Genomic DNA, 19757 nt, shown 5'->3' on the forward strand with positions numbered 1-19757 from the left:
AGGAACGAGCACATTCAGGCTGAATGGTCAAGCGAGTCCGTCTGTGTTATAGGAGTGCGAGTGTAATTAGTGCGAGTTTAAGACTTAATATGCACCACAATTTTACCCATTGATTTTCTAGACTCCAACAAATCGTGTGCTTTACCTATTTCTTCTAACTGAAATTCGGCACCCACGTGTGGTTTTACTTTTCCCTCTTTTAATAAGGCTACACACTCTTTCATACAACGCGATAATATTTTAGGTGCATTATCTCCTATTTTAAGCATGTTAATACCCATTATAGACTTGGAGTTCATAACTAAACTAATTGGCATCAATAAACTCATTTTTCGTGCAAAATTAAGAGCAGAAAATACTCCCCACTTTTTATTGGTTAAATCAGACGCTCCAAACAACATTACTTTGCCTCCTGATCCTATTAATCCAAAATCCTTTTTATAGGTAGCTCCTCCAATAGGATTAAAAGTAGCTTGCAATCTTTCTTTTTTTATGATTTTAGGAATCTCTACCGCATAATCCTGCGTGCGGTAATTCATTACATGATCTGCTCCTTGCTGTTTCATATAATCCAACTTATCATCACTACCGGCATTTGCAAAAACTTCACAACCTTGCAACTTACACAATTGAATTAATGCCGTTCCAACTCCACCTGCTCCGGCATGAACCATTACTTTATCCCCTTCATACAATCTAACAGAATCCATGCACATGTAATAAGCTGTTGCATATTGAACAGCAATAGCACAAGCTTCTCCTGCATTAATGTCCCCAATTTCTGCACATGCCAAACCTTGTGTAACGGCATATTCTGCATAACCACCAAATCTGGTAAATGCAACCACTCTTTTACCCACTAGGTGTTTGTAATCTTCTGATGCCGATTCCTCTACCATTCCAACCACTTCATAACCTACTACTGATGGCATAGGTGGTGCTTCTTTGTACTTGCCTCTACGAGACATGACATCAGCAAAATTTAAACCGAAAGTTTCAACTTTAATTAGTACCTCATTCTCCTTAGGAACGGGTTTAGAAATATCTCTGATCTCAAAGGCTTCTTCACCTTTGCCAACTTTAACAAGTACTGCCGCTTTCATTATTTATACGCTTCTACCACCACCACAAATTCACCCTTCACTGGATGTTGTGTAAAATGAGTGATTAATTCTTCTGGTGTTCCTCTTAAGGTTTCCTCAAACTTTTTACTGATTTCTCGACATACTGCAATTCTTCTTCCTTCCTGCAATACTTCCTGAAGCTGGGTTAATGCTTTTACCAATCTATGCGGAGATTCATAAAAAACTACCGTTCTTTCTTCTTCCGCAATTTTTTGAATTCTTGTTTGTCTTCCTTTTTTGTGTGGTAAAAAACCCTCATAAACAAACTTTTCAGTAGGGAAACCTGAATTAACAAGGGCTGGAACAAAAGCTGTGGCGCCTGGTAAACATTCCACTTCAATCCCTGCATCTACACAAGCCCTAACCAACAAAAATCCGGGATCGGAAATTCCAGGGGTTCCAGCATCAGAAACCAGACCGTAAATCATTCCGTTCTGTAATTCTGAGAGAATTCTATCCACTACTTTATGCTCATTATTTAAATGAAATGCGATTAGCTGATTACTAATTTCAAAATGTCTTAAAAGATTTCCGGTAGTTCTGGTATCTTCAGCCAATACTGCATTTACCTCAGCTAAAAGCCGAACAGCTCGATAAGTAATGTCCTCAAGATTACCAATGGGAGTGGGAATAACATATAGCTTGCCCATTACTCACATTTTATTTCATACATAGCCGGCCAAAGTTTACCGGTTACGTACATTTTACCATCATTATAGGCTATACCGTTTAAATAGTCCACGTATCCTTGTTGTGCATTTACTAAAGAGGCACAATTTAAATATCTCTTTACTTTTCCAGACGCAGTGTCAATTTGAGCTATTTTGCTGTCAGTATAAATATTTGCATAAATATCTCCATCAATTAACTCTAGCTCATTTAATTGAGGAACATTAGATTGATTGTCAAAAACTTGTAATCTCTTTACCTCTCTAAAAGTACGTGGATCTCTCCAAACTAAATCAGAAGATCCGTTTGACATGATAATGTATTGACCATCATTACACAATCCCCAGCCTTCACCTTCATATGTAAACTCAGTTAACAAATTGAAATTCATATCAAAAAGCCTACAACTTTGAGCAGTGTAAGAAATGTTATAAATAGTATCATTCATAATGGTAATTCCTTCACCAAAAATGTTTTTTGGAAGATCTACAAATTGATTGTGTTTTCCGGTTTTTAAATCCACATTGGCAACAACACTTAAGCCTCTTCTTCCGGTAGATTCGTAAAGTTTTCCCTTGTAAAACTCCAAACCTTGAGTGTAAGAACCAACTAAATGAGGATAAGTATTCACTATAGCTACATCACAAACTGAAGGAACTATATCTGAAAACAAAGTGACATTTCTGTTATCTCTGTGCTCATCACCCTTACCGTCTTTGTATTTTAAAAATATCTTGGTATCACCTACTCTTGCATTATTGGTAGGAATTCTAACAATTGTTGAAGTCAAATCAAGACTTTGATATAGCGTGTCTGCTACCCATAACTCAAGTTCATCAATTAAATCTGGATGATTTACATCTACCTGAACGCTAATTTCATCACCTATTACAAACTGATCACCATTTAGCGGAGATGAAATTTGTACATCTCTTTTGGGTGGTACTGTGTGATCAATATCTTCATCTGTTGTTTCTTCACCGGCACAAGCCGTTAAAAGCAAGGAAGTGAAAAAGACAAGGGTCCAATGATAAAATCCTTTTTGTTGTTTGTTCATCAGGGTTAAAAATTTGCAATCATATCCATCAAAACCTGCTTTTTTCTGGTACTTACAGGAACTTTTGTTCCATCTTTCATAATGATGTAACCATCAGACTTAATGAATTCTTTAATAAATGCTGTATTAATAAGATGAGATTGATGAACCCTAATAAAACCGTGATCTCCAAGTAGTTTGTCAAACTCCTTTAAAGTTTTTGTAACTAACAACTTAGTGTCATCAGTAAAATAAAACATGGTATAGTTGATATTAGATTCGCATCTTAAAATCTCATTCACATTAACGATATGAATCTTTTCTAGCGTATTTAGGGCAATACGCTTGGGTTGATTAAAGTTTTCCTTTAACAAATCAATACGATCTGCCGCCTGGTTTTGATTTTCAATCTTACTTACAGCATCCATTAATTCATCCGGATCAATTGGCTTTAACAAGTAATCCACAGCTGAAAACTTAAATGCCTTTACAGCATATTCATCAGAAGCAGTAGTAAATATCAATTTAAAATTCTTTTCAGGAAGGATTTCTAAAAGATCGAACCCAGAACCATCTTGCATTTGAATATCCAAAAACACTAAATCAGGTTGTACCTCCTTAATCAATTTTGCACCACTAACAACTCCTTCAGCACTACCAACAACCTCAATGTTTACACAATAATTTTCTAAATCAGATTTTAAAACCGTAATGGCTTCAGGGATATCATCTATAATAACAGCTTTAATCATAGTTGTCTTTTTATGACATTGGTTTTAATTTCACTATGAGATGCGTTGTAAATACAACTTCCGTTTTTAATCAATAAAACTTGTGGTGACTCATGAATAACGTTGAATTCCTCAGCAATTCTATTAGATATATCGCGGTGTCTCAATAAATCTAAATATACAGCTATTACATCATCTTTTAAAATTTCAATGTTAGAATCTAATTCTCTCTTAGCCATCAAGCTAGTAGCACACCTTGTACTGTGTTTAAATAACAGTACCGGCTTTTCATTAGATTGTTCAATTAAATCTTCTAACTGTTCTTGACTTGATAAGTCTACCCATTTATCGCTTGACACTTCTTTCTTAAATAATCCAAACATTAATATGCAGATTTAAATTGTTCAAGGAATCTCACATCATTCTCTGAGTATAATCTCAAATCGTTAACGCGATATTTTAATTGTGCAATTCTTTCTACTCCCATTCCAAAAGCAAAGCCTGCATACTTTTTAGAATCAATTCCACAAGCTTCTAAAACATTTGGATCTACCATTCCACAACCTAAAATCTCTAAAAACCCGGTATACTTACAAACATTACAACCATCTCCATTACAAATAGTACATGAAACATCTACCTCAGCTGATGGCTCAGTAAATGGGAAATATGACGGGCGTAATCTGATTTCAGCTTTTTCACCAAACATCTCTTTAGCGAAATACAATAGTGTTTGCTTTAAATCTGCAAATGACACATCCGTATCAATATACAATCCTTCTACTTGATGGAAAAAGCAATGCGCTCTGGCAGAAATTGCTTCATTACGATAAACTCTTCCAGGTGAAATAGTTCTAATTGGAGGTTCTTCTCCTTCCATCACTCTAACTTGAACAGAAGAAGTATGTGTTCGCAAAGCCATTTCATCATCCCCTTTTTGAATGAAAAAAGTGTCCTGCATGTCTCTTGCGGGATGTTCAGGCGGAAAGTTTAAAGCTGAGAAATTATGCCAATCATCTTCAATCTCTGGTCCTTCACTAACAGAAAAACCTATTCTTGAAAATATTTCAATAATCTCATTTCTAACTACTGCCAATGGATGACGTGCGCCAATTTCAATTTCCTCTGCCGGTCTACTCAAATCAAATTTTGATAGGTTGCCAGAAGATTTTTTACTGTTCGCCTCAGCAGCTTCATTGAATTTATCTTCTGCTAAAGTCTTTAAAGCATTAATTGCCTGACCAACTTCTTTTTTCAGTTCATTGGGAACAGACTTGAGTTCTTTGTACAAATCTTTCAATTTGTTTTTACTTCCCAAGTAAGCTATTCTAAAAGCCTCTAATTGTTCCTGTCCCTTAATTTCAGCAGCAGCAATTTCTTGTTCAATTTCGGTAATAAGTTGTTTTAAATCCATCAGGCTGTAACTATTTGTCTTATCAGATTGTTTTAAATACAACCAAGACAAAGATTTTATTCATACAAAATTAAAACTTTATTTATGAAATCTTTCGTCAAATCAGGGCTTTTCGCCATTATCAGTTTTCTTTTCATTTTTAATTTATCTGCTTGTAGAAGAGAAAAACCTTCAGTTGCCAAAGTATTAGTTGTAAATACTGATGGTGCACCAGTTAGCAATGCAGAAGTAATCTTGTTTCCAAACCCCGATCCTCAACTCGGACCAGTGGTAGAAGATGATGTTGCTTACACCAATGCAGATGGATATGCCATTTATGATTATACAGATGATTTTAATCTAGGTCAGGCAGGATTTAGGTTACTGGATATAAATGTTAATGCTCCCAATAATGAATATGGAGAAGGAATAATAAAAGTTGAGCCTGAGAAAACCACTGAAGTAACCGTTGTAGTAGCACCTATTTAGGTTGCCTGTAACTTTTTCATCCTTTCAATTGTTTTAGCATAATAATTAATCCATTTTATGTGGTTAATTAGCTATTATTGCCAACGCACAAGTATATGATTACGTCTCTATATTAGAAAATGCGAACCTTTTTGATAAAATTATCGTATTTTTGTTGGTGTACAGTAATTCATATACTTACAATTTGAAAAGAAATGAATAAGTTATTTGCAAAAATCGGAGTAGGAGTTATGGTATTGAGCATCTTTGGTGTTACCACTTTTACTTCATGTAAAAAAGAAGCTCCCACTATCGCAAAAATCAGAGTAGTTGATACTTCTGGTGCGCCTTTTGGAGGAGCTATGGTGAGATTATATCCTACACCTTCTATCGTAGAGCACGGTGCAATTATAATAGATGATACATTGATGTCTGATGCAGATGGAATTGCAACATTTGATTACACTGATCACTTTAATTTAGGTCAAGCTGGATTTACAGTATTGGACATTGAAGTAAGAAGTGGAGATTCACTGTACGGTCAAGGAATTATTAAAATTGAAGAAGAAAAGGTTAACGAAGAAACAGTAATTCTTCAACCATAAAAATTCAATTAAAAATATGCAACCCTGATTTCAATTTGAAGTCAGGGTTTTTTTATTGTTGTAATTTTGGATTCCAATGAATAATCTTCCACAAATAATTCAAGACAATTATCAAATTGAACTTATACATCAAAACCCTGAGTATAACATTGATATATATAAGTGCAAAGCAAATGACAATTCGCATCAATTACTGATTACTAACGGAATGAGCGTTTACGAGCAAAACGTAAATGAGGCAAATGCAGACTTACAACACATTGAATTGTATATGTGGTTACCTGAATATCTTAATCTAGAGAATAATAATTGGCCCATTCATTGGTTGAACAGAATTGCTCAATTACCACAAAAAAATAACACATGGTTTGGTGATGGTGATACAATTCCGGCAGGAAATCCACCACAAGAAATTGACGAACGATTAGCTACCAATCATTTTATTGTCAGTAGACCCAAACATTTACATGAAATTTACCAAGATGCAGATCTGAGTGCTAAAGGGTATAAATTACTTGCGGTTTTCCCTCTTTTTCAAGATGAAGTGAATTATAAACTAAAAAATTCACATACATTGCTTTATAAAAAGCTTAAAAAGAATAATTTAGACGAAAGAATAGACATTTTTAGACAGAGCGTAATGCAGCGAAAAATGTTCAAATTATTTTAACAGTTCGTTGTTTTTTCACAAATGTTCTTCCAAAGTGTTTATTTTTAAACATTGCTTGCTTATTGAGAATCATTTAAAGAACTTTACCAGCTAACTACATCTACTCTACAATAATAACTATGCAACGATTAACACCTGCTGAAGAACAAGTAATGTTACGACTATGGGGATTAAAGGAAGCAACTGTTCAGGACATTATCAATTTTTATCCTGTTCCAAAACCTGCCTACAACACCACTTCCACTATAGTTAGAATCCTTGAAAAAAAGGGATACATCAAACATAAAAAGAAAGGAAGAGGATACATTTATCTTCCTAAAATATCACGTGAAGAATACCGTGAATATTTGGCAACCTGGTTATTGGATAATTATTTTGATGGCTCAAATCAAGACATCATTAATCACTTTAACCAAAATAAAAAGTTAGACGAATTGCTTTAATTTTCAAGATTAGCCAGTTCTACTCTAAAACCAACATCCATTACATTTTTCAGGGGTTCGTCTCGCATACCGTGACCTACCTTAAAATTGTAAACTCCTTTTTTATCAAAAATTCCTCTTGAAACTAGAAATCTGAATTCTACAACAGAACCAGAATTTTCTCCATACCACTCTCCATCAGGCTTTGCTAAAATGAATTCAAGTGTATCTTTTGATGAATATCCATTTGGATAATCACTGTATAAGAAAAGATACAGGTTAGAATATTCGTAATCAGTTGTAGTTCGCAAATCAATAAACAAATCGTGTGCGCTTAAGGTGTCTTCAATTGGAATATCAAAAGACTTTACGTCCTCGGCCATCCATTCGTTGTTGGCAATTGTTCTTGTTTCCTCATAAATCGCATCACTTTCACAAGAAATAAATGCAAGAGCAAAAACTACCATCAACACACTATTGATCCTTCTTAGCGCCATTGTTGTTATTGTTTTGATTTTTCTTATTGTTGTTAGGTTTTCTCTTTTTGAAATTACCCTTCTTATTTTGAGTTTGTTTACCCTGATTCTGGTTTGAACCTTGTGTTTGCTTTTGTTTATTTTGACCTGAACCTTGTCCCTGTTTTTGTTTGTTCTGTTGTTTACCTTGTCCTTGAGGTTTATTTTTACCCTTTGGCTTTTGTGAACTTACAGCTTGCTTATTGTTATTGTTTTGAACGTTTGAATTTCCTTGATTCGGGTTTTTCTTTTTCTTCTTCTTCTTTTTACGATTAAAGACGTGCTCAAATCTGTTTAAACTATCTTGACCTACTACATTTGTGTAATCCGGTTCCTCTTCAACAATATCAACCATGAAATCTTTTAGATCCGCCGGTTTTTTACCTTCTTTATTGAGTCTAATTATCTCTTTAACGCGTTCAGGACTTAATGGTACAAATTGACCCGGAACATCAGAATCTCTATTTTCCTGTATGTACCACATTTGCTCTTTGAACACATCCGTTTTAATATGAAAAGCAGTTCCTTTTTCTGTCTGCAACTTAATATCAGATGAAGGGAATTTCTTCAATGCTTCTAAATAAGCATCTAATTCATAATTTAAACAACACTTCAATTTACCACATTGACCGGCTAATTTTTGAGGATTCAAAGCCAACTGTTGATATCTAGCTGAGGCAGTAGAAACAGATCTAAAATCAGTTAACCAGGTTGAACAACAAAGTTCACGACCACAAGAACCAATTCCTCCTAATCTAGCAGCTTCTTGACGAACACCAATTTGTTTCATCTCCACTCGCACCTTAAAACTATCTGCAAGATCTTTGATTAATTGTCTAAAATCTACACGATCTTCTGCAGTGTAATAAAATGTTGCCTTAGCTCCATCACCTTGAAATTCAACGTCAGAAATTTTCATTTCCAAAGCCAATTGAGAAGCTAATTCTCTAGATCTGAACATGGTTTCTTTTTCCAGTTCTCTGACTTCCTTCCATTTTTCAATGTCTTGTTCAGAAGCCTTTCTTATAATCTTTCTTGCCTCGTGTGGTTTAAAGTTGGGTGCTTTTTTTCGTACCTGAATTCTGGCTAATTCGCCAACAACTGATACAACTCCGATATCATAACCAGGACTTGCTTCAACGGCAACAACGTCACCAACATGCAAGTTCTCTCCTTTTAGATTTCTATAAAATCCCTTTCTGGAATTTTTAAATCTTACTTCTAATATATCGTAGGCACTGATTCCGTTTGGCAATTCAACATCTGCCAACCAATCATATACCGCTAATTTATCGCAACCTCCGGTGCCACAGGCACCGTTACTTTTACAACCATTCGGCACTCCGTTCTTTGTAGAACAACTTGTGCATCCCATAGTTTATTTTACCCTTAATTGGTTAAAACAACAAATTTAACCTTTTTACTTAAAATACTATCTCCACTTTTTTTGATGATCCAACAAAAGCTTTGATTTTATCCTGTTGTTCAGGCGTTAAGCCCAAATCTCCTAAATTGAGATATTTTAATGAATACAATTCTCCTAAATATGCAGGCAACTCATAAAGCGAAGTTCCGGACAAATCCAGCCACTCCAATTTATCTAATTTGAAAAAACTTTCAGGTAAATGAGTAATTGGATTTTCATCCAGTGTCAAATGAATCAAACCACTGTAATTATTAAAAACATTGGGAAGTTCTCTAATTTTATTTGAACTTAACTTCAATTCCTTCAAATTATTAGCTTGAACCGAATTTTCAGGATACAATTTCAGACGGTTATAATCAAGATTGATACGCTCCAAGGCTTCTAATTTATCAAATGATATGTCAAACTTTCTAAGTCGATTATTGCTCAAATCAATCTCTACAAGATTTTCAAGCTTAGCTAAGGATTGAGAAACATAACCTATCTTATTTTCAAAGAGAATTAGATACTTGAGGTTTTCCAATTTCGAAATATCTGAAGACACAGATTTAATTTTATTCTGACTCATGTCTAATCGCTGTAAACTCTTTAATTCAAAGATTTGATTTGGTATTTTATTGAAGCGATTACTACCCAAATACAACACTTCTAATTTGGAAAGATTTTTAATGTTTTTTGGAAAGGATTTTAATTGATTTAAGTAAACATCAATGACAAGTAAGTTTGTTAATTCTCCAATGCTTTCCGGTAATTTAGTAAGCCTGTTTACGAACAAATCCAGCTTGGTTAACTTATTGAGATTTCCTATACTTTCAGGCAAAATCTCCAATTTGTTTTTATGCAGTGTTAATTCTCGTAGATTGGTTAAATCACCAATATCATCCGGTAATTCCTCCAATGCATTGTCATTTAGTTTTAGCACCTGCAGCTTTTCAAACTTTGTTAGATAGTTTGGAACACGGATCAAGTCATTTTTTGATAAATCAAGGTATTGCAGATTTTTAAAAAGATCCAAATCAGGTGGCACATCCTTTAAATCTTTACTCGACAAATCAAGTACGATCACTTCATCAGGATGTTTATGTGCCTCTATTAAAGAAGTATATCTTTTCTGTGATCTAAGTTCAGCATCAGACAATAATTGTGCTTGAGCCTGCCAACACAATAATAGAATACAATAGAAGAGTAACGATCTTATCATAACACCGGACAATACATGTTACCTAAAATAACAAAGAAAGTTACACGCCCTTTCTAATCAACTTAGTAAGACTGATTACTAAATCAGAAAAGAGAATTTTAGCATTAGCATTCCTTTCGATATGATAATAAGCATCATTAAAGGAAGTCATGAGTTCAGTAATGTTTTGATTATTGATGAACCTGGCAAACTTATCTAAAAACCTTTCTTCTTCTTCTCTAAGATTCAATAACTCACCATTTAGGTAGTTTTTAATCAAGCTTTCCCTAAAAATATGCAAGCCGTAAAGCACAAAGTTCTTTTGCTTCTCTTTATCAAGTGCAGCTATTTCATCAGAAACATCCATTAATTCATTTGGATTAGCCGCATAAGCCGCTCTCATCAATTTTACAAAAAGGTCAAAATATGCATTATGCGCTTCATCTCCCTGAGCTGTATTAATGGCATTAACTAAATTACCTTGAGATAGATTAGCAAATGTTTGCGCTAAAGATTTATCCAATTTGTGTTTGTCCTCTAAATAAGCTGAAATTTCATCAGGACTTAATTGAGGAATTCTGATAATTTGACACCTTGAAATAATAGTAGGCAATATTTCTTCACTACTGTCACACACTAAAAAGAACAAAGTTTTAGTAGGCGGTTCCTCTAGTATTTTTAACAGCTTATTTGCCGCTTGAGAGTTCATTTTCTCTGGCAACCAAACTATCATTATTTTATACTTTCCACTAAATGACTTTAGTGAAAGTTTTTTAAGAATAGCACGGCTTTCTTCTACACCAATAATTGGATTTTTGCCTTCAAAACCAATGTACTCCATCCATCCATTTAAATCAAAATAAGGTCTGGAGGTCAATAGTTTATTCCATTCTGTTCTGGCATCATCAGATGAGGCAATTTTATCAGTTTTAGACACCACTACCGGATAAACAAAGTGTAAATCTGGATGGGTAAGTGATTGCATCTTTTGACAATTAGGGCAAATACCACAAGAATCTTTTGCCGAAGGATTATCACACAATAAATATTGAGCGAATGCAATGGCCAAAGGCAATTTACCAATTCCTGGAGGGCCCAAAAGCATTTGCGCGTGACTTACACGATCTGCCTTCACTTCATTTATTAAGTGTTGCTTAGTTTTACTATGTCCTATTACATCTTTGAAAAGCACGGTTAAAATTAAGTATTATCTGGTACGAATTTTGCCACATCACAGATAAATTCTTATTTTTAAGTCTGGCCCTTTGCCAGCTCAACTAAAAAAACAAATTAAGATGAAAAAATTATTTACTCTCGCGCTTAGTTTATTCACATTTTCTGCATTCTCACAAGTGTCTGTAAAAGAAACCAATGTAAACATTGACGGTGCAAAAAATGGATTTGAAATAGAAATTCCATATGCTGATGTTAAAGCGTGTGAAAAAGAATTGAAAGACTTGTTTAAAAGCTGGAAGGGAAGCTTCTCTGAGAAAAAAGGAGTAATGAAGGCAGATGACTGTAAAGACAAAGAAATGGGTGAAAATACATTTGATGTTTTTGGAACAGTTGTAGAAAATGGGGAAAAAGGATCAAAAGCACTAGTTGCTGTTGACCTTGGAGGAGCATACTTAAGTTCAAAAGATCATGCGTCTCAATATAAAGTAATGGAGCAAGAATTGAAAACTTGGGCCATTAAAACAGCTACTATTTATGTAGGAGAGATTGAAAAACAAGAAGAAAAAAATCTTGATGACCGCAAAAAAGAACTAGATGATCTTGAAAAAGATCAAAAGAAAAAGGAAGAAGAGATTGAAGACTATAAAAAGAAAATAGAGGAGAACGAAAAAGCCATTGAGCAAAGCAAGAAAGATCAGGAAAAGAAAAAAGAAGAGATCAAACAACAAGAAGGAGTCTTGCAAGAAGTAATTACGAAGAAAGAAGGAATCAAATAATCCTCTTTAAAATAGCTTTGAATAAATTTATCCCGGCCTTATTTTTGCCGGGATTTTTTTATGGGTGAAAAATTGAAATACTACATTATACTGCACCTGGTTGTATTGGTGTTTGGATTTACCGGCATACTTGGTGATTACATATCTGTAAGTGCTGATTTTATTACTTTTTTCAGAACCGGTATCTCATTTATTTCACTCATTCTGATTGGGTTCTTTATTAAAACTTCTAAAATTCAACCTCAAACCGCATTTAAGCTCATCCTAATAGGTGGAGTTGTAGGACTTCATTGGTTTATGTTTTTCTATGCGATAAAAGTTAGCACTGTTTCAATTGGAGTGGTATGTATGTCAAGCGCTACTTTATTTACATCCATTCTTGAACCCATTGTTTTCAAAAGAAAATTTCAACTGAATGAGTTGTTTTTGAGTTTCGCAATAATTGGGGGGATCATGGTGATTTTTGGATTTGAAACGGAACATTATATAGGAATTTTAGCAGGTTTACTTTCTGCATTTTTAGCAGCACTATTTACAGTATTAAATGGGAAATTAATTTCCGGAGTTTCTTCTTTTCATATAACAAAATATGAAATGCTGGGTGGATTCTTAACCTCAGGGATATTCTTATTGAGTATGGGCAAACTTGAAATCTCATCATTCAACCTCAGTGGATCTGATTGGACCTATTTATTGGTGCTTGGATTAATCTGCACAACAGTTGCCTTTATGCTTTCTGTATGGGTAATGAAATTTGTTACTCCGTTTACAGTTAGTATGAGTGTTAACATGGAGCCTATTTATACCATTTTGATTGTACTTTTAATAGATGTAGTGAACGGTACAAGTAAAGAAAAAATGTCAACCGGTTTTTATTTTGGAACTGCCATAATATTGGCTTCAATATTTTTAAACGCATATCTTAAAAAGCAACAAAAAAGGAAGTTAACATCTTCACAAAATCTAGTTAATTCTATTTAAATTGTCATTTTTATTGTTAAATTGAATGCACCAAAAATCTAAAAAAAGATAGATTTGCAAATACTATAAACTAGTAAACCGTTTCAACTATGAAAAAGAAAATAATTGTTCCTTATGACTTTAGTGAAGTTGCTAATAATGCAATTCATCATGCACTTGTTACTGCAAAGGTCGTTGGTGCAGAAGTACACGCCATTCACGTAGTAAATAAAAACGACGAAATAAAAGATGCCAAGGAAAAACTTGAAAAATCTGTTAATGCAGCAAAAGAAAGTTCTAAAGCACCAGAAGTTGAAACAGTAAACCACGTAAGAGTTGGAAATATCTTTGATGATATTGCAGATTTTGCGGTTGAAATCGGAGCTGAGTTAATTTTTATGGGAACTCACGGAGCTACAGGTTGGCAACACATTACGGGAAGCCATGCACTTAAAGTGGTTACTAGTTCACCTGCTCCTTTTGTTATTGTTCAACAACATGACATCAGTGATAATGGATATGATGATATCGTAGTACCATTAGACCTTCATAAAGAAACAAAACAAAAACTTACTTTGGTTGCTAATATTGCTCAATACTTTGATTCAAGGGTACATGTAATCATTCCTGACGAATCTGATGAGTTTTTAAAACATACTGTAAAGGCAAACATTGTATTTGCAAATAAATTCTTTAATGAAAGAGGAATTGAAGTAACAACTACTTTGGCTGATTCTTCAGGATTTGACAAAGAAGTAGTGAAACATGCTGTTAAAGTTGATGCCGATTTGATTGCTATTATGAATTTACAAAAGCATCAATTATTAGGCTTATTTGGATCTAACCATGAGCAGTACATGATAACTAATGAAGCTCAAATTCCGGTTTTAATTGTAAATCCGATTGATGCTACAAATACTTATCAAACAATCTTTACTTAATCTGTATTTAATATACTTAGAAAGAACCCTTTGGCTCAGGTCAGAGGGTTTTTTTGTTTTATAGTGCGAAAGGATAATGGATTAAACCAGTATCAGAACTTAATACAGCATTCCAACTATAGCTGCCGTCATTAAGCAGGCGATTGTACCACCAAGCAAGGCTCTCATACCTAATTTTGATAGCAATCCTTTTCTGGTAGGAATTAATGATCCAATTCCACCTATTTGAATTCCAATTGACGCAAAGTTTGCAAATCCACAAAGCATATAAGTACTAATGATAATAGACTTTTCACTTAGTTGACCACTTTGTTTTAATTCACCTAATCTTGGATATGCTATGAATTCATTTAAAACTGTTTTTTGACCTAGTAATTCACCAACTAATACCATATCAGTTGCATCTACACCAACCATCCAAACAATTGGTGCACCTATATAACCTAAAATAAACTGGAATGATAATCCTTCATATGGAGTATTAGCAGCAATTACATCATTTAAATTGGTTGAGTTCCCTATTGAATCAAGAATTCCATTGCCCAAGGCCATTAAGGCGATAAAAACCAACAACATGGCACCAACATTCACTGCCAATTTTAATCCATCTGAAGTTCCATTGGCAATGGCCTCAAGTAAGTTTGTGCCAATCTTCTCTTTGTTGATTGAAAGATCTTTGTTGATTTCTTCTGTTTCAGGCACAAGTATTTTTGCAGCCACTACCGCAGCCGGAGCAGAAATAATAGATGCCGTCAATAGGTGTTTTGCAAAAAACGCTCTTTCAACAGGATCATCACCACCCAGGAAAAACACATATGCGGCTAAAACTCCACCAGCAATTGTTGCCATCCCACCAGTCATTAAACACATCAACTCAGACTTTGTCATTCCCAATAAATATGGCTTTACCAACAAAGGAGATTCTGTTTGACCAAGAAAAACATTACCGGCTGCTGCTAAAGATTCAGCTCCTGATAATTTCATGAATTTTTTCATGAGCCAGGCAAAGGCATATACTACCTTTTGAATAACACCCATATAATATAACATACTCATCAGGGCTGAGAAGAATATTATTGTAGGTAGTACTTTAATTGCAAAGGTGATTAATGGTGCCTGAACAATACCAATTCCCATTTGCCCAAATAGAAAATCAGTTCCATCATCTGTAAATTCAATCAACCATACAAATCCATCACTGACTACTGAAAATCCTCTTTCAATAAACGGAACCTTTAATACTAAAAGCGCAATAATTATCTGTAATGCAGTTCCTTTAATTACTAAATTCCAATTAATGTTTTTCTTGTCAGATGAGAACAAATAGGACAAAGCGATCAGGAATAACATTCCCATTAACCCTCTTAAAACAGAAACAAAAGAAAGACTTTTGCTTTCTTTATGTTCCAATTCATATTGTAATGTTTTACCTTGAACAGGAATTGATAAATTACTTTCATTCAAAGAAATAAGAAGATTTCTGGTTGTTTTTACTCCTTGAATTTCACCATCATTGTCATTGGCAATAACTTGATTGTTGTAAAAATAATGTGCATCTGTTTCACCTTCACCATTTGTGGTAATCTCAATTGAATCTACGTGTAAACTAGCCGGCTCAAAATAAGTCACAGATAAAGAATCACCTTGTCTTGTCCAATCACCTTTGATGGTATCATTGTACCAGCCGTATTCAATGAATCTTAACCCGGCATCACTTTGAGTGAAAATAATAAACTCTTGATGTTCAGTTTGACTGTTTTCTGAAATCCATTTACCTACTAATGGATCAGCTTTATCTTCCGAACAAGAACTGACCAAAGCCAACAATCCCAGTAATAATATCGGAAGGAGTTTTTTCAATATTAGTTTCTTTTGTTTAGCTCGTCACGAATTTCAGAAGCTCGTTCGTAATTTTCTTGATCCAGCGCATCTTGTAACATACGGTTCAATTCCTCTTCAGTAAGGGCACTTAATTCGTTACCCCTGGCTTTAGGTGCAGCTTCTTTCGGCTCTTCAGTTTCATCTTCATCACCAATTGATTTCACCTCATCCATTTCTTCTTCTAGCTGAATACCGGCAGAACTTAAAATATGTTCAAAAGTATAAACCGGACAATCACAACGAATACCAATAGCAATAGCATCTGAAGTTCTTGCGTCTATTTCAACTTCTTCACCGTTTTGATCACAAATTAATTTGGAATAAAATACTCCCTCGATCAAATTATAAATTACAACTTCTTTGATTGCAACTTTAAAAGCCTCCGCAAATGATTTGAACAAATCATGTGTCAAAGGTCTTGATGGTTTCATGTTTTCTAATTCAATGGCAATTGATTGAGCCTCAAAGCCTCCAATAATTATTGGTAATCTTCTAGCTCCATCTTTTTCAGACAGAACCAAGGCGTAAGCACCAGACTGAGTCTGGCTATATGATAGGCCTATTATTTTTAATTCAATCTTATCCATGAAAGAAAGAAGGATTCCATGATTATGATGGAATCCTTATCTAGTATGCGAATGTACTAATTTTGTGCTTTAAACTTCTCAATTTCGGCTGTTAATTTTGGCAACACTTCAAATGCATCACCAACAACTCCGTAATCAGCAGCTTTAAAGAATGGCGCTTCAGGATCAGTGTTGATAACAACTATCACTTTAGATCCGTTAACACCAGCTAAATGTTGAATTGCACCAGAAATTCCGGCAGCAATATAAAGGTTAGGTCTAATAGCAACACCTGTTTGACCAACGTGTTCGTGATGTGGTCTCCAACCGATATCAGCAACAGGTCTTGAACAAGCTGTAGCTGCTCCTAATGCTTTTGCCAAATCTTCAACGATTCCCCAGTTTTCAGGACCTTTTAATCCTCTACCTGCAGAAACCACTAATTCAGCTTCAGGCAATAAAATATCTCCTTCTTGTTTTCTTACTTCTTTCACTGTAATGCTAGCTCCACCAACTTCTGCGTTAAAATCTTCTACAGCAGCAGCAGCTCCTCCTTTTTCAATTTGCAGTGAATTAGGTGTTAAGGTAATTACCTTTTTAGCTGTTTTAACTGATACATTTCCAAACGCTTTCCCTGAGAAAACATTTACTTTAATTGTACCATCACCTGCAGGCAAAGCAACCGCTCCAGTAGCTAAACCAGCTTTTAATCTTGCAGAAACTCTAGGCGCAACAGCTCTACCTGTTAAATCTAAAGGCATAACAACTGTATCTGCTCCGGTAGCTTCAACCGCAGCAACAACCAATTTTGAAACTTGAGATGCATCATCAACAGTAACAGCTCTATTTACTAAAACCTTTGATGCCCCACATTCACCTAAAACAGCTAATTGATCAGCAGCAATTCCTCCGTTAGTTAATACTGTAGTACTACCAATTTTACTTCCGTAATAAACAGCTTCCATTGCGGCTTTTGAAACTGAACCGCTAAGTGTATCTATATATACTAATACTGACATATTTTCTTCTTTAAATGGGTTAAATAACTTTCGCCTCGTTGTGTAACAAACTCACTAATTCGGCCATGTTATCCGGATCAATGTATTTACAATCTCCTTTTGCTTCAGGCAATGCATAAGATTCAAAACTTGTTAAATCATCACATGCAGCTGGTTCAACAACTTCAAGAGGTTTAGTTCTTGCAGCCATAATTCCTCTCATATTAGGAATTCTCTGTTCAGCCATTCCTTTAGCAGCACTTAACACAAATGGTCCGTTTACTTCAACTACCTCAACTCCACCTTTCATTTCTCTATCAATAGTAGCAGTTGACCCATTCATTTCTAGTTTAGTAGCTAAAGAAACATATGGTAGATTTAATAACTCAGCAATCATTCCTCCAACTTGAGAACCATTGTAGTTAATTGTTTCCTTACCACAAAGAATCATGTCAAACCCTTTGTCTTTAGCATATTCAGCAATTTGAAAAGCTGTAAAATAAGCATCTTTAGGATCAGCATTAACTCTTACAGCATTGTCTGCTCCAATTGCTAAAGCTTTACGAATTGTAGCGTCATCAGCTGCGCCACCAACAGTAATAGTGGTAACATCACCACCTAAAGATTCTTTCAATTCTAATGCTCTTACTAATGCATACCACTCATCATACGGATTGACAATATATTGAACTCCCGCCTCATTAAACTTAGTGTTATTGTCGGTGAACTCAATCTTTGAAGTCGTATCCGGTGCTTTTGAAATACAAACTAAAAATTTCATCTTATATTATTATACTATTTTGTTTATTATCAAGGGATTGACCCCGTTATAGATTAATTATTTCTGATCTCAAAATATCAATACCTTTCTTCAATCAGAACCACCTGAATTAGGCGGGCATCAAATTTATCAAAAATATACTCACAACCTTGAGTTAAACCCTATTTTTTTGGATAAATTTATTATGCACGAATAACATTTATGATTTCGTCATCTAGCGGATCAGTGCCACTTCTATACCTGCGCAACAATTTACCGTCTGCATCCAATATGAATTTTTCAAAATTCCATTTAATGTCTCCGGTAAAATCAGGATTGTCTTGAGCACATAACCATTTAAAAATTGGACTAATGTCTACCCCATTAACTGAGACCTTAGCCGCCATTGTAAAAGTAACTCCGTAGTTTTTCTTACAAAACTCTGCTATTTCATCATTGGTTCCGGGTTCTTGTGCACCATAGTTATTTGCAGGAAAGCCAATCACAACAACTTTATCACCATACTGATCATGTAAGGCTTGTAATTGCTCGTACTGCGGAGTATAACCACATTCTGAAGCCGCATTAAAAATCAATATTTTTTTCCCTTTGAAATCAGCAAATGATTTTGTTTTGCCATCCAGGGTTTCAAATTCAAATTCGTGAATACTCTTTTGAGATAAAGAAGTTAGTGACATAGTAATTGCTATTAGTAAAATAAATTTCTTCATGTTTTTATTATGTAGAACAACTGAATTGTCATTTTGATCAATCAGATCTAAAATTAATACAAATTAGAAACATGTTTATTTTTGAAGCAACGATAAATAAATTATATCTTTCAAAGCCTTAATTTGCATTATATATGATGATTATGAGAAAACTAACAATAATGTCAATAGGACTTTTGTTCTTTGCATGTGGTAGTGAAGAATCAACAGAAACCACTACTGAAAGCAGCAACATTTCAGAGGAATCAACTGAAATTGTAGATGAAAACACCGTTGAAGAGAATGTTGAAGTAAATGGGAACAAACCGTTTTTCATAGAAGATTTTCCACATAATTGGATCCAATTAAGTCCATCAGAAGAGTCAGAAAATGTCATGGTAATTGATGAATACTGTGACGCGGGCACACCATCTATGGAATGGGTTGCACAAAAAGGAGAAAGTTGGTTAGTTACAATGATGTATGGACAAGATGCCGAACAATTTGATCTAACAAATTTTGAAGCACACGAAGAAGTGACTGGTGTCAACTCTATAATTAAAGGAACATTTGACCTTACATCTCATTATGCAGATGGAAAAGATTATCATGTGAATTTTGAATGGGATAAGGCTGAACACCATTGCAAATTTGAGAACATGGGTTTTGAATGCCCATACTTTGTAAGCAGTCAAGACAAAACAAATTTTCAAGTTATTAAAGAAGATTGCGAAGATTTTTGGCAATAAA

At 34.5% G+C, this 19757-nt stretch carries 23 protein-coding genes; 8 read left to right on the top strand and 15 right to left on the bottom strand.

Annotated elements, in window-relative coordinates:
• Nucleotides 1-77 precede the first annotated feature (77 nt).
• The 6 genes from K6119_RS12180 to pheS are packed head-to-tail and all read right to left on the bottom strand — an operon-like array spanning nucleotide 78 to nucleotide 4974.
• Nucleotides 78-1103 carry a quinone oxidoreductase family protein gene (locus tag K6119_RS12180; RefSeq protein ID WP_221832062.1) on the bottom strand — a complete coding sequence of 342 codons (1026 nt, stop codon included), beginning with the start codon at nucleotides 1101-1103 and terminating at the stop codon, nucleotides 78-80.
• Complete coding sequence (rsmI, locus tag K6119_RS12185) at nucleotides 1103-1774, bottom strand: 16S rRNA (cytidine(1402)-2'-O)-methyltransferase (RefSeq protein ID WP_221832064.1); 672 nt, start codon at nucleotides 1772-1774, stop codon at nucleotides 1103-1105. The genes K6119_RS12180 and rsmI overlap by 1 nt, the downstream gene beginning before the upstream one ends.
• Nucleotides 1774-2850, bottom strand: a complete 1077-nt coding sequence (locus tag K6119_RS12190) for a glutaminyl-peptide cyclotransferase (protein ID WP_221832066.1) — start codon at nucleotides 2848-2850, stop codon at nucleotides 1774-1776. Before K6119_RS12190 ends, rsmI begins: the two co-directional genes overlap by 1 nt.
• A gap of 5 nt (nucleotides 2851-2855) precedes the next feature.
• A complete protein-coding gene (locus tag K6119_RS12195) occupies nucleotides 2856-3581 on the bottom strand; it encodes a LytR/AlgR family response regulator transcription factor (RefSeq protein WP_221832068.1) in 726 nt (241 codons plus the stop codon).
• Nucleotides 3578-3943: a bacillithiol system redox-active protein YtxJ gene (gene ytxJ, locus K6119_RS12200; protein ID WP_221832071.1), complete on the bottom strand. Its 366-nt coding sequence runs from the start codon at nucleotides 3941-3943 to the stop codon at nucleotides 3578-3580. The genes K6119_RS12195 and ytxJ overlap by 4 nt, the downstream gene beginning before the upstream one ends.
• Nucleotides 3943-4974 carry a phenylalanine--tRNA ligase subunit alpha gene (gene pheS / locus K6119_RS12205; RefSeq protein WP_221832073.1) on the bottom strand — a complete coding sequence of 344 codons (1032 nt, stop codon included), beginning with the start codon at nucleotides 4972-4974 and terminating at the stop codon, nucleotides 3943-3945. The genes ytxJ and pheS overlap by 1 nt, the downstream gene beginning before the upstream one ends.
• An 84-nt stretch (nucleotides 4975-5058) precedes the next feature.
• Between pheS and K6119_RS12210 the strand changes: the two genes are divergently transcribed.
• The 4 genes from K6119_RS12210 (at nucleotide 5059) to K6119_RS12225 (ending at nucleotide 7139) form a co-directional block, all read left to right on the top strand.
• On the top strand, nucleotides 5059-5442 hold the full coding sequence (locus K6119_RS12210; protein ID WP_221832075.1) for a hypothetical protein: 384 nt from the start codon (nucleotides 5059-5061) through the stop codon (nucleotides 5440-5442).
• Between the two features lie 194 nt (nucleotides 5443-5636).
• A complete protein-coding gene (locus K6119_RS12215) occupies nucleotides 5637-6026 on the top strand; it encodes a hypothetical protein (RefSeq protein WP_221832077.1) in 390 nt (129 codons plus the stop codon).
• Nucleotides 6027-6102: 76 nt separating this feature from the next.
• A complete protein-coding gene (locus K6119_RS12220) occupies nucleotides 6103-6696 on the top strand; it encodes a suppressor of fused domain protein (protein ID WP_221832078.1) in 594 nt (197 codons plus the stop codon).
• Between the two features lie 119 nt (nucleotides 6697-6815).
• Nucleotides 6816-7139 carry a BlaI/MecI/CopY family transcriptional regulator gene (locus tag K6119_RS12225; protein WP_221832080.1) on the top strand — a complete coding sequence of 108 codons (324 nt, stop codon included), beginning with the start codon at nucleotides 6816-6818 and terminating at the stop codon, nucleotides 7137-7139.
• Here the strand turns inward: K6119_RS12225 and K6119_RS12230 are convergent.
• The 4 genes from K6119_RS12230 to holB are packed head-to-tail and all read right to left on the bottom strand — an operon-like array spanning nucleotide 7136 to nucleotide 11431.
• Nucleotides 7136-7615 (bottom strand): gliding motility lipoprotein GldH, encoded by a 480-nt coding sequence (locus tag K6119_RS12230; protein ID WP_221832083.1) that lies wholly within the window; start codon nucleotides 7613-7615, stop codon nucleotides 7136-7138. The two genes, K6119_RS12225 and K6119_RS12230, sit on opposite strands and share 4 nt — an antisense overlap.
• On the bottom strand, nucleotides 7593-9008 hold the full coding sequence (locus tag K6119_RS12235) for a PSP1 domain-containing protein (RefSeq protein WP_221832085.1): 1416 nt from the start codon (nucleotides 9006-9008) through the stop codon (nucleotides 7593-7595). The genes K6119_RS12230 and K6119_RS12235 overlap by 23 nt, the downstream gene beginning before the upstream one ends.
• A gap of 49 nt (nucleotides 9009-9057) precedes the next feature.
• Nucleotides 9058-10260, bottom strand: coding sequence for a leucine-rich repeat domain-containing protein (locus tag K6119_RS12240; RefSeq protein WP_221832086.1), 1203 nt, complete (start codon nucleotides 10258-10260; stop codon nucleotides 9058-9060).
• 40 nt (nucleotides 10261-10300) lie between these two features.
• Nucleotides 10301-11431, bottom strand: a complete 1131-nt coding sequence (gene holB, locus K6119_RS12245) for a DNA polymerase III subunit delta' (RefSeq protein WP_221832088.1) — start codon at nucleotides 11429-11431, stop codon at nucleotides 10301-10303.
• Between the two features lie 103 nt (nucleotides 11432-11534).
• Between holB and K6119_RS12250 the strand changes: the two genes are divergently transcribed.
• From K6119_RS12250 to K6119_RS12260, 3 genes are all read left to right on the top strand, one after another.
• Nucleotides 11535-12191 carry a hypothetical protein gene (locus K6119_RS12250; RefSeq protein ID WP_221832090.1) on the top strand — a complete coding sequence of 219 codons (657 nt, stop codon included), beginning with the start codon at nucleotides 11535-11537 and terminating at the stop codon, nucleotides 12189-12191.
• 72 nt (nucleotides 12192-12263) lie between these two features.
• Nucleotides 12264-13172 carry a DMT family transporter gene (locus tag K6119_RS12255; protein WP_221832092.1) on the top strand — a complete coding sequence of 303 codons (909 nt, stop codon included), beginning with the start codon at nucleotides 12264-12266 and terminating at the stop codon, nucleotides 13170-13172.
• An 89-nt stretch (nucleotides 13173-13261) separates the two neighbouring features.
• A complete protein-coding gene (locus K6119_RS12260) occupies nucleotides 13262-14092 on the top strand; it encodes a universal stress protein (protein ID WP_221832094.1) in 831 nt (276 codons plus the stop codon).
• Between the two features lie 99 nt (nucleotides 14093-14191).
• On the opposite strand, the gene K6119_RS12265 is transcribed toward K6119_RS12260, so the two are convergent.
• The 5 genes from K6119_RS12265 to K6119_RS12285 form a co-directional block, all read right to left on the bottom strand.
• Entirely contained in the window at nucleotides 14192-15952 is a 1761-nt protein-coding gene (locus tag K6119_RS12265) for a NupC/NupG family nucleoside CNT transporter (RefSeq protein ID WP_221832096.1), read from the bottom strand.
• Nucleotides 15953-15954: 2 nt separating this feature from the next.
• Nucleotides 15955-16560, bottom strand: coding sequence for a bifunctional nuclease family protein (locus tag K6119_RS12270; RefSeq protein ID WP_221832098.1), 606 nt, complete (start codon nucleotides 16558-16560; stop codon nucleotides 15955-15957).
• 56 nt (nucleotides 16561-16616) lie between these two features.
• On the bottom strand, nucleotides 16617-17558 hold the full coding sequence (locus K6119_RS12275; protein ID WP_221832100.1) for an electron transfer flavoprotein subunit alpha/FixB family protein: 942 nt from the start codon (nucleotides 17556-17558) through the stop codon (nucleotides 16617-16619).
• Nucleotides 17559-17577: 19 nt separating this feature from the next.
• Entirely contained in the window at nucleotides 17578-18318 is a 741-nt protein-coding gene (locus K6119_RS12280; protein WP_221832102.1) for an electron transfer flavoprotein subunit beta/FixA family protein, read from the bottom strand.
• A 182-nt stretch (nucleotides 18319-18500) separates the two neighbouring features.
• A complete protein-coding gene (locus K6119_RS12285) occupies nucleotides 18501-19028 on the bottom strand; it encodes a glutathione peroxidase (RefSeq protein ID WP_221832104.1) in 528 nt (175 codons plus the stop codon).
• Between the two features lie 143 nt (nucleotides 19029-19171).
• On the opposite strand from K6119_RS12285, the gene K6119_RS12290 reads away from it, so the two are divergent.
• Nucleotides 19172-19756, top strand: a complete 585-nt coding sequence (locus tag K6119_RS12290) for a hypothetical protein (RefSeq protein ID WP_221832106.1) — start codon at nucleotides 19172-19174, stop codon at nucleotides 19754-19756.
• Nucleotide 19757: the final 1 nt, after the last annotated feature.

The organism is Paracrocinitomix mangrovi (assembly GCF_019740355.2).
In the GTDB taxonomy this organism is placed as follows: Bacteria; Bacteroidota; Bacteroidia; order Flavobacteriales_D; family Crocinitomicaceae; genus Paracrocinitomix; species Paracrocinitomix mangrovi.